At 63.4% G+C, this 6,667-nt stretch carries 7 protein-coding genes; 6 read left to right on the forward strand and 1 reads right to left on the reverse strand.

Going from position 1 to position 6,667, the window contains the following annotated elements; all coding sequences use genetic code 11:
• From pstC to phoB, 5 genes are all read left to right on the forward strand, one after another.
• Positions 1-1,208: phosphate ABC transporter permease subunit PstC (gene pstC / locus ACOZKU_RS21775; RefSeq protein ID WP_421580653.1), on the forward strand; the 1,208-nt coding region annotated here is incomplete at its 5' end.
• Positions 1,205-2,533 carry a phosphate ABC transporter permease PstA gene (pstA, locus tag ACOZKU_RS21780; RefSeq protein ID WP_314090192.1) on the forward strand — a complete coding sequence of 443 codons (1,329 nt, stop codon included), beginning with the start codon at positions 1,205-1,207 and terminating at the stop codon, positions 2,531-2,533. The genes pstC and pstA, both read left to right, overlap by 4 nt.
• 13 nt (positions 2,534-2,546) lie before the next feature.
• Positions 2,547-3,362: a phosphate ABC transporter ATP-binding protein PstB gene (gene pstB, locus ACOZKU_RS21785; protein WP_117367835.1), complete on the forward strand. Its 816-nt coding sequence runs from the start codon at positions 2,547-2,549 to the stop codon at positions 3,360-3,362.
• A 50-nt stretch (positions 3,363-3,412) separates the two neighbouring features.
• Positions 3,413-4,138, forward strand: coding sequence for a phosphate signaling complex protein PhoU (phoU, locus tag ACOZKU_RS21790; RefSeq protein ID WP_314090187.1), 726 nt, complete (start codon positions 3,413-3,415; stop codon positions 4,136-4,138).
• A gap of 21 nt (positions 4,139-4,159) precedes the next feature.
• A complete protein-coding gene (gene phoB, locus ACOZKU_RS21795) occupies positions 4,160-4,843 on the forward strand; it encodes a phosphate regulon transcriptional regulator PhoB (protein WP_117367838.1) in 684 nt (227 codons plus the stop codon).
• A gap of 298 nt (positions 4,844-5,141) precedes the next feature.
• On the opposite strand, the gene ACOZKU_RS21800 is transcribed toward phoB, so the two are convergent.
• On the reverse strand, positions 5,142-5,678 hold the full coding sequence (locus ACOZKU_RS21800; RefSeq protein ID WP_314090183.1) for a GcrA family cell cycle regulator: 537 nt from the start codon (positions 5,676-5,678) through the stop codon (positions 5,142-5,144).
• 421 nt (positions 5,679-6,099) lie between these two features.
• Here ACOZKU_RS21800 and ACOZKU_RS21805 point away from each other — a divergent pair.
• Positions 6,100-6,667 (forward strand): aminotransferase class III-fold pyridoxal phosphate-dependent enzyme (locus ACOZKU_RS21805; protein ID WP_421580654.1); only part of this gene is annotated, 568 nt, incomplete at its 3' end.

The raw sequence follows: 6,667 nt of genomic DNA on the forward strand, positions 1-6,667 counted from the left end.
ATTACAACATGATCAGCGCAATCGCGCGCGGCTTCAAGGTGCTGACGGCCGAAGAGCGCGAGGCCCTGTTCAAGGACGGCGCCACCGCCCGCGACGTGCTCGCCAGCAAGGGCGTGCCGGTCGCTGCCGAGCCCGCGCCCTACATGCTGAAGTCCGCCGACGACCTCAATCGCATGACGAATACGAGCAGCACCATGCTGTCTGTTCTTGCGATTGTCGTGGCGGCTGTCGGCGCCTTCTTCTCCTACCGCTCGATCGCCCCGAAATTCCGCGCCCGCAACCGCGTCGAAGGCATGATGCTGGTCGGCCTCATCGCCGCCTCGTCGATCGCCATCCTCACGACGGTCGGCATCGTCACCTCGATGTTCACGGAAGCCGTGCACTTCTTCAACATGGTGCCGGCCTGGGAATTCTTCTTCGGCACGGTCTGGGATCCGCGCTTCGCCGCCGCCGGTGCTACGGCGTCCGCCGGCCAGTTCGGCCTGATCCCGCTGCTCGCCGGTACGCTCTATATCGGCTTCGTCGCGATGTTGGTGGCCGTGCCGGTCGGTCTCTTCGCCGCCATCTACATGTCGGAATATGCCTCGCGTCACGTCCGCTCGGTGGCCAAGCCCCTGCTCGAAGTGCTCGCCGGCATCCCGACCATCGTCTATGGCTTCTTCGCCCTCGTGACGGTCGGCCCGTTCCTGCGCGATATCTCCGCTCAGCTGAACGGCCTCGTCACCGGCAACTACACGAATTTCATCCAGGCGCAGAGCGTTCTGACGGCCGGCTTCGTCATGGGCATCATGCTGATCCCCTACGTCTCCTCGCTGTCGGACGACATCATCACCGCCGTGCCGCGGGCACTGCGTGACGGTTCGCTCGGTCTCGGCGCCACGCGCTCTGAAACGATCAAGCGCGTCATCCTGCCGGCAGCTCTGCCGGGCATCGTCGGTGCGCTTCTGATGACCGCCTCGCGCGCCGTCGGCGAAACCATGATCGTGGTGCTGGCCGCCGGTGTTGCCGCCCGCATGCAGCTCAATCCCTTCGAGCCGATGACGACCGTGACCGTCAAGATCGTCAACCAGCTGACGGGTGACCTCGAATTCACCTCGCCGCAGACGCTGGTGGCCTTTGCCCTCGGCATCACGCTGTTCTTCATCACGCTTTGCCTGAACATCTACGCCCTTTACATCGTGCGCAAATACCGGGAGCAGTACGAATGAGCCAGGTCTCCACGAGCCCTTCGATGGCCGCCCTTGGCGTCTCCGCCAAACCCGAACGTCGCGATATCGGCCTTCGCCGCCGCTACGCCGCCGAGCGCCGCTTCCGCCTCTTTGGCATGGCAGCGATCGCCTTCGGTCTGCTCTTCCTGTTCCTTCTGCTGTTTTCGGTCGTGTCCAAGGGCTACACCGCGTTCCAGCAGTCGATGATCACCATCCCGGTCGAGTTTTCCGAGCAGGTGATCGACAAGAACAACGAGCGCGCCACCAACCCGCAGAAGCTTGTCTCGGCCAACTATCCGGTCGTTGCCCGCAACGCGCTCGCCAAGGTTCTCGGCGTCGATGAAAAGGACCGTGCCGGTCTCAAGGCTGTCAACGGCATGATCTCGGACAGCGTCCGTACGCAGTTCCGCGATATGGTCGTCGCCAATCCGGCGATCATCGGCACCACGCAGACGGTGACCTTCCTCGCCCATGGTGACCTCGACTCGGCCTTCAAGGGTCAGATCGATCTCAAGGTTGCGGAAAACAACCGCAAGATCTCCGACAAGCAGGTCGGCTGGATGAACACGCTCGTCGAAAGCGGCGCGCTCTCCAAGCATTTCAACACCGGCCTCTTCGTCAACGGCGCATCGAGCCGTCCGGAAGCGGCGGGCCTGGGCGTCGCCGTCGTCGGCTCGCTCTACATGATGCTGATCGTACTCGTGCTGTCGCTGCCGATCGGTGTCGCCGCGTCGATCTATCTCGAGGAATTCGCTCCGAAGAACCGTTTCACGGATCTGATCGAGGTGAACATCAACAATCTCGCCGCCGTGCCGTCCATCGTCTACGGCCTGCTCGGCCTCGCCGTCTTCGTCAACTTTGCGGGCTTTCCCCGCTCGGCAGCCCTCGTCGGCGGCCTGGTGCTGACGCTGATGACGCTGCCGACGATCATCATCGCGACGCGCGCTGCCCTCAAGGCCGTGCCGCCGTCGATCCGCTCGGCCGCCCTCGGCCTCGGCGCTTCGAAGATGCAGACCGTGTTCCACCACGTCCTGCCGCTCGCCATGCCGGGCATCCTGACGGGCACGATCATTGGTCTGGCGCATGCGCTCGGCGAAACCGCACCGCTGCTGCTCATCGGCATGGTCGCCTTCGTCGCTGACATTCCGGGAACGCCGCTGGAACCCTCCACGGCTCTGCCGGTGCAGATCTACATGTGGGCGAACGAGGCCGAGCGTGCCTTCGTGGAGCGCACGTCGGGTGCCATCATGGTGCTCCTCATCTTCCTCATCCTCATGAATGTTGGCGCCATCCTGTTGCGCCGCCGTTTCGAACGGCGCTGGTAGAAGGACCGATCCTATGAACATGATGTCAGAAGCAGCAGTCGAGAAAGCGCTGGACAAGAAAATGAACGACATTTCCTACAAGATGATCGGCAAGGACGTTTCGGTCTATTACGGCGACAAGCGCGCCCTCTACGACGTCAACCTGAACGTCCGCGAAAACACCGTGACGGCGCTGATCGGCCCGTCGGGCTGCGGCAAGTCGACTTTCCTGCGCACGCTGAACCGCATGAACGACACGATCGACGGCTGCCGCGTCACCGGCCGCATCACGCTCGATACGGACGATATCTATGATCCGAACATCGACGTCGTCGAACTGCGCGCCCGCGTCGGCATGGTGTTCCAGAAGCCGAACCCGTTCCCGAAGTCAATCTACGAGAACGTCGCCTACGGCCCGCGCATCCACGGCCTCGCCAAATCGAAGGCCGACATGGACGCCATCGTGGAGAAGAGCTTGCAGAAGGCGGGTCTCTGGAACGAGGTGAAGGATCGCCTGCATGAAGGCGGCACCGGCCTCTCCGGCGGCCAGCAGCAGCGCCTGTGCATCGCCCGCGCCGTCGCCGTCAGCCCCGAGGTCATCCTGATGGACGAACCCTGCTCGGCGCTCGACCCGATCGCGACGGCCAAGGTCGAGGAACTCATCCACGAGCTTCGCGCCAACTTCACCATCGTCATCGTGACGCACTCCATGCAGCAGGCGGCCCGCGTCTCGCAGCGCACCGCCATGTTCCACCTCGGCAACCTCGTCGAGGAGAACGACACCGACAAGATGTTCACCAACCCGGATGACCAGCGCACGCAGGACTACATCATGGGCCGCTTCGGCTGACGCTTTCGTCGCCAGGCTTCCCGAAAACCGCGTGTATTAAGGACAAAACGATGTCATCGACCCATATTGTTTCGATTTACGACGAAGAACTGAAATATCTCTCCCGCCGCATCTCCGAGATGGGCGGCACGGCCGAGCAGATGGTGTCGGATTCCGTCCGCGCCCTTGTCACCACAGACGTCGCGCTGGCCCAGAAGGTCATTTCCGAGGACGTCATTCTCGACAATGCCGAGCGCCAGATCAACGACAAGGCGATCGTCACCATAGCCAAGCGCCAGCCGATGGCCGCCGACCTGCGCGAAATCATGGGCACGATCCGCATCGCCGCCGAGCTGGAGCGTGTCGGCGACCTCGGCAAGAACACCGCCAAGCGCGTCATCGCCGTGCAGAGCTCGGGCATGCCGCGCAAGCTCGCCCGCGGGCTGGAGCATCTCGCGGAACTCGCGCTGATGCAGCTCAAGGAAGTGCTCGACGTCTTCGCGACCCGCTCGGTTGACAAGGCCAAGGCGATCCGCGAGCGCGACGACGAGATCGATGCTATCTACACCTCGCTGTTCCGCGAACTTCTGACCTACATGATGGAAGATCCGCGCAACATCACGCCCTGCACGCATCTCCTGTTCTGCGCCAAGAACATAGAGCGCATTGGCGACCACGCCACGAACATTGCCGAGACCATCTACTACATGGCGACCGGCGCCCAGCCGGAAGGCGAGCGCCCGAAGGACGACACCTCGACGTCCGTCGTCGCGGCCGCCGCCGACGCGTCCGAGTAAGTGTAAGCAGGGATCCTGTCCATGGTGCCCAGAATAGCCGTCGTGGAAGACGAGGAGGCGCTGAGCGTCCTCCTGCGCTACAATCTCGAAGCCGAGGGTTTCGAGGTCGATACGATCCTGTCCGGCGACGAGGCCGAGATGCGCTTGCAGGAGCGCATGCCCGACCTCCTCATCCTCGACTGGATGCTGCCGGGCGTCTCCGGCATCGAGCTGTGCCGGCGCCTGCGTCAGCGGCCGGAAACCGAGCGCCTGCCGATCATCATGCTGACGGCGCGCGGTGAGGAGAGCGAGCGGGTGCGTGGCTTGGCCACCGGCGCGGACGACTATGTCGTCAAGCCGTTCTCGACGCCGGAGCTGGTGGCACGCGTCCGCGCCATGCTGCGCCGCGCTAAGCCCGAGGTCGTCTCGACCGTGCTGCGCTGCGGCGATATCGAGCTCGACCGCGAGACGCACCGCGTCCACCGCCGCACCCGCGAGGTTCGCCTCGGCCCGACGGAATTCCGTCTCCTGGAATTCCTGATGACCTCGCCGAGCCGCGTCTTCTCGCGCTCGCAGCTGCTAGACGGCGTATGGGGCCACGACATCTATGTCGACGAACGCACCGTCGACGTGCATGTCGGCCGCCTGCGCAAGGCGCTCAATTTCGCCAACATGCAGGACGTCATCCGCACGGTCCGCGGCGCCGGCTATTCGCTGGAAACCTGAGCGAAAAGCATTCCTCCCAAGGACGGAAATGGGCCCTGCGGGGCCTGTTTGCGTTTTGGGAGCCAGTATTGTGTCGCCCTCATCCGCCTGCCGGCACCTTCTCCCCGCAGGCGGGGAGAAGGGACCATCGACGCCCGGTGGTGTTCAAAAGGAAATGCTTTTGAGAAACGTTGCCTTCTCCCCTTCTCCCCGCTTGCGGGGAGAAGGTCGCGGCAGCGGGATGAGGGGCTTTCCCAACCTTTCACTACAAACAAAAACGGAGCCTTTCGGCTCCGTTTCTCATTCCATGTCCACGCGATCAGCGCATCCGGCGACGCTCGGCCGAGGGCTGGTAGGCGAGGCGCTGGTGGTAGGTGCAGTAGGGCGAATTATCAGGGGACTCGTTGCCGCAGAAGTGGAAATCGTCGTTCAGCGGGTCGCCGATCGGCCACTTGCAGGTGCGCTCGGTCAGCTGCGTCAGTTCCAGCTTGCGCGACATCGGCACGACGACATTGTTGCCGTTGGCGGGAACCGGGAGCTGTTCGGTCTCCACCTCGAATGCCGTATCCATGTCCATGTCGTTCTTGGCAACGGCTGCCGGACGGGCGGCGGTGCGCGGGGTGACGGCACGGGCCTGGAAGGTCGCGGGGCGCGGAGCGGCCGGTGCCGGACGCTTCGGGCGGGCGGCGGTCTGCGTGCCGCCAGCCTTGGCGCGGCCCGGCAGGTTGAGCCGGTGCACCTTGCCGATCACGGCATTGCGGCTGACGCCGCCGAGTTGTGCCGCGATCTGGCTCGCGCTCAAACCCTCGGCCCAGAGCTTCTTGAGTTTTTCGACGCGCTCGTCTGTCCAGTTCATTTTTTCGTCTCCGCTCGGCGTTCGATGCGAGAATCCCTCATCGCGTCCCGGACAGATCCGGAACCTGAACGCCTTCAACTCTTTTGGTGACTAGTTCCGCCGCATGCAGTCTAGTAATTGGTCTTTAACCTAGAGACCGGGGGACTCTGTGACAAGAGTCGCAGGAATCGGCGCGAATCGATTTCGAGGTTTTCCCCAACTTGCTGGTCGGGTGTGACTCGACGGCGACACCTTCCGCGCGTGCCGTGAATCCTCACCTTGCGGGAGGTTCAGCGTCACTCGGGGTGCGATTTTGTTGACATCCCCAGGTGAAATGCCGATAGTGCCGCAGGCCGCCGAAAGGCGGCTTTTGATTTTTCCGGAGCCCGGAAAAGTCAAGTGTCAGACGTTTTTTTCGCATCTCTTTTGGAGGATCCGCGCCATGGCCGATGCCGCGCCGCTCTATGAAACCTATATGCGTGCACCCCTTCGGTTCACGCGCGGGGAGGGCGTCTGGCTGATCGCCGAAGATGGCGAGCGATATCTCGATTTCGCCGCCGGCGTCGCCGTGAATTCTCTGGGCCATGCGCATCCCCATCTCGTCGCTGCGCTGAAGGATCAGGCCGACAAGGTCTGGCACCTGTCCAACCTCTATGAGGTGCCCGGCCAGGAGAGCCTCGGCCGTCGGCTGACGGAGGCGACCTTCGCCGACAAGGTGTTTTTCACCAATTCGGGCGCCGAAGCGCTGGAATGCGCCATCAAGACCGCGCGCCGCTATCACTTCGCCAAGGGCCATCCCGGCAAATTCCATATCCTCACCTTCGACGGCGCCTTCCACGGCCGCACGATCGCGACGATCGCGGCCGGCGGCCAGGAGAAGTACATCGAGGGCTTCGGCCCCAAGGCGCCGGGCTTTCTGAAGCTGCCCTTCGGCGATATCGCTGCCGTCAAGGACGCGATAACAGAGGAAACCGCCGGCATCCTGATCGAGCCGGTGCAGGGCGAGGGCG

Source organism: Shinella sp. M31 (assembly GCF_049199205.1).
In the GTDB taxonomy this organism is placed as follows: domain Bacteria; phylum Pseudomonadota; class Alphaproteobacteria; order Rhizobiales; family Rhizobiaceae; genus Shinella.

Bases quoted from the DNA above. Each gene is read 5' to 3' on its own strand.
- phoB (WP_117367838.1), top strand. From the start codon at position 4,160: ATGGTGCCCAGAATAGCCGTCGTGGAAGACGAGGAGGCGCTGAGCGTC.
- pstB (WP_117367835.1), top strand. From the start codon at position 2,547: ATGAACATGATGTCAGAAGCAGCAGTCGAGAAAGCGCTGGACAAGAAA.
- ACOZKU_RS21800 (WP_314090183.1), bottom strand. From the start codon at position 5,678: ATGAACTGGACAGACGAGCGCGTCGAAAAACTCAAGAAGCTCTGGGCC.
- phoU (WP_314090187.1), top strand. From the start codon at position 3,413: ATGTCATCGACCCATATTGTTTCGATTTACGACGAAGAACTGAAATAT.
- pstA (WP_314090192.1), top strand. From the start codon at position 1,205: ATGAGCCAGGTCTCCACGAGCCCTTCGATGGCCGCCCTTGGCGTCTCC.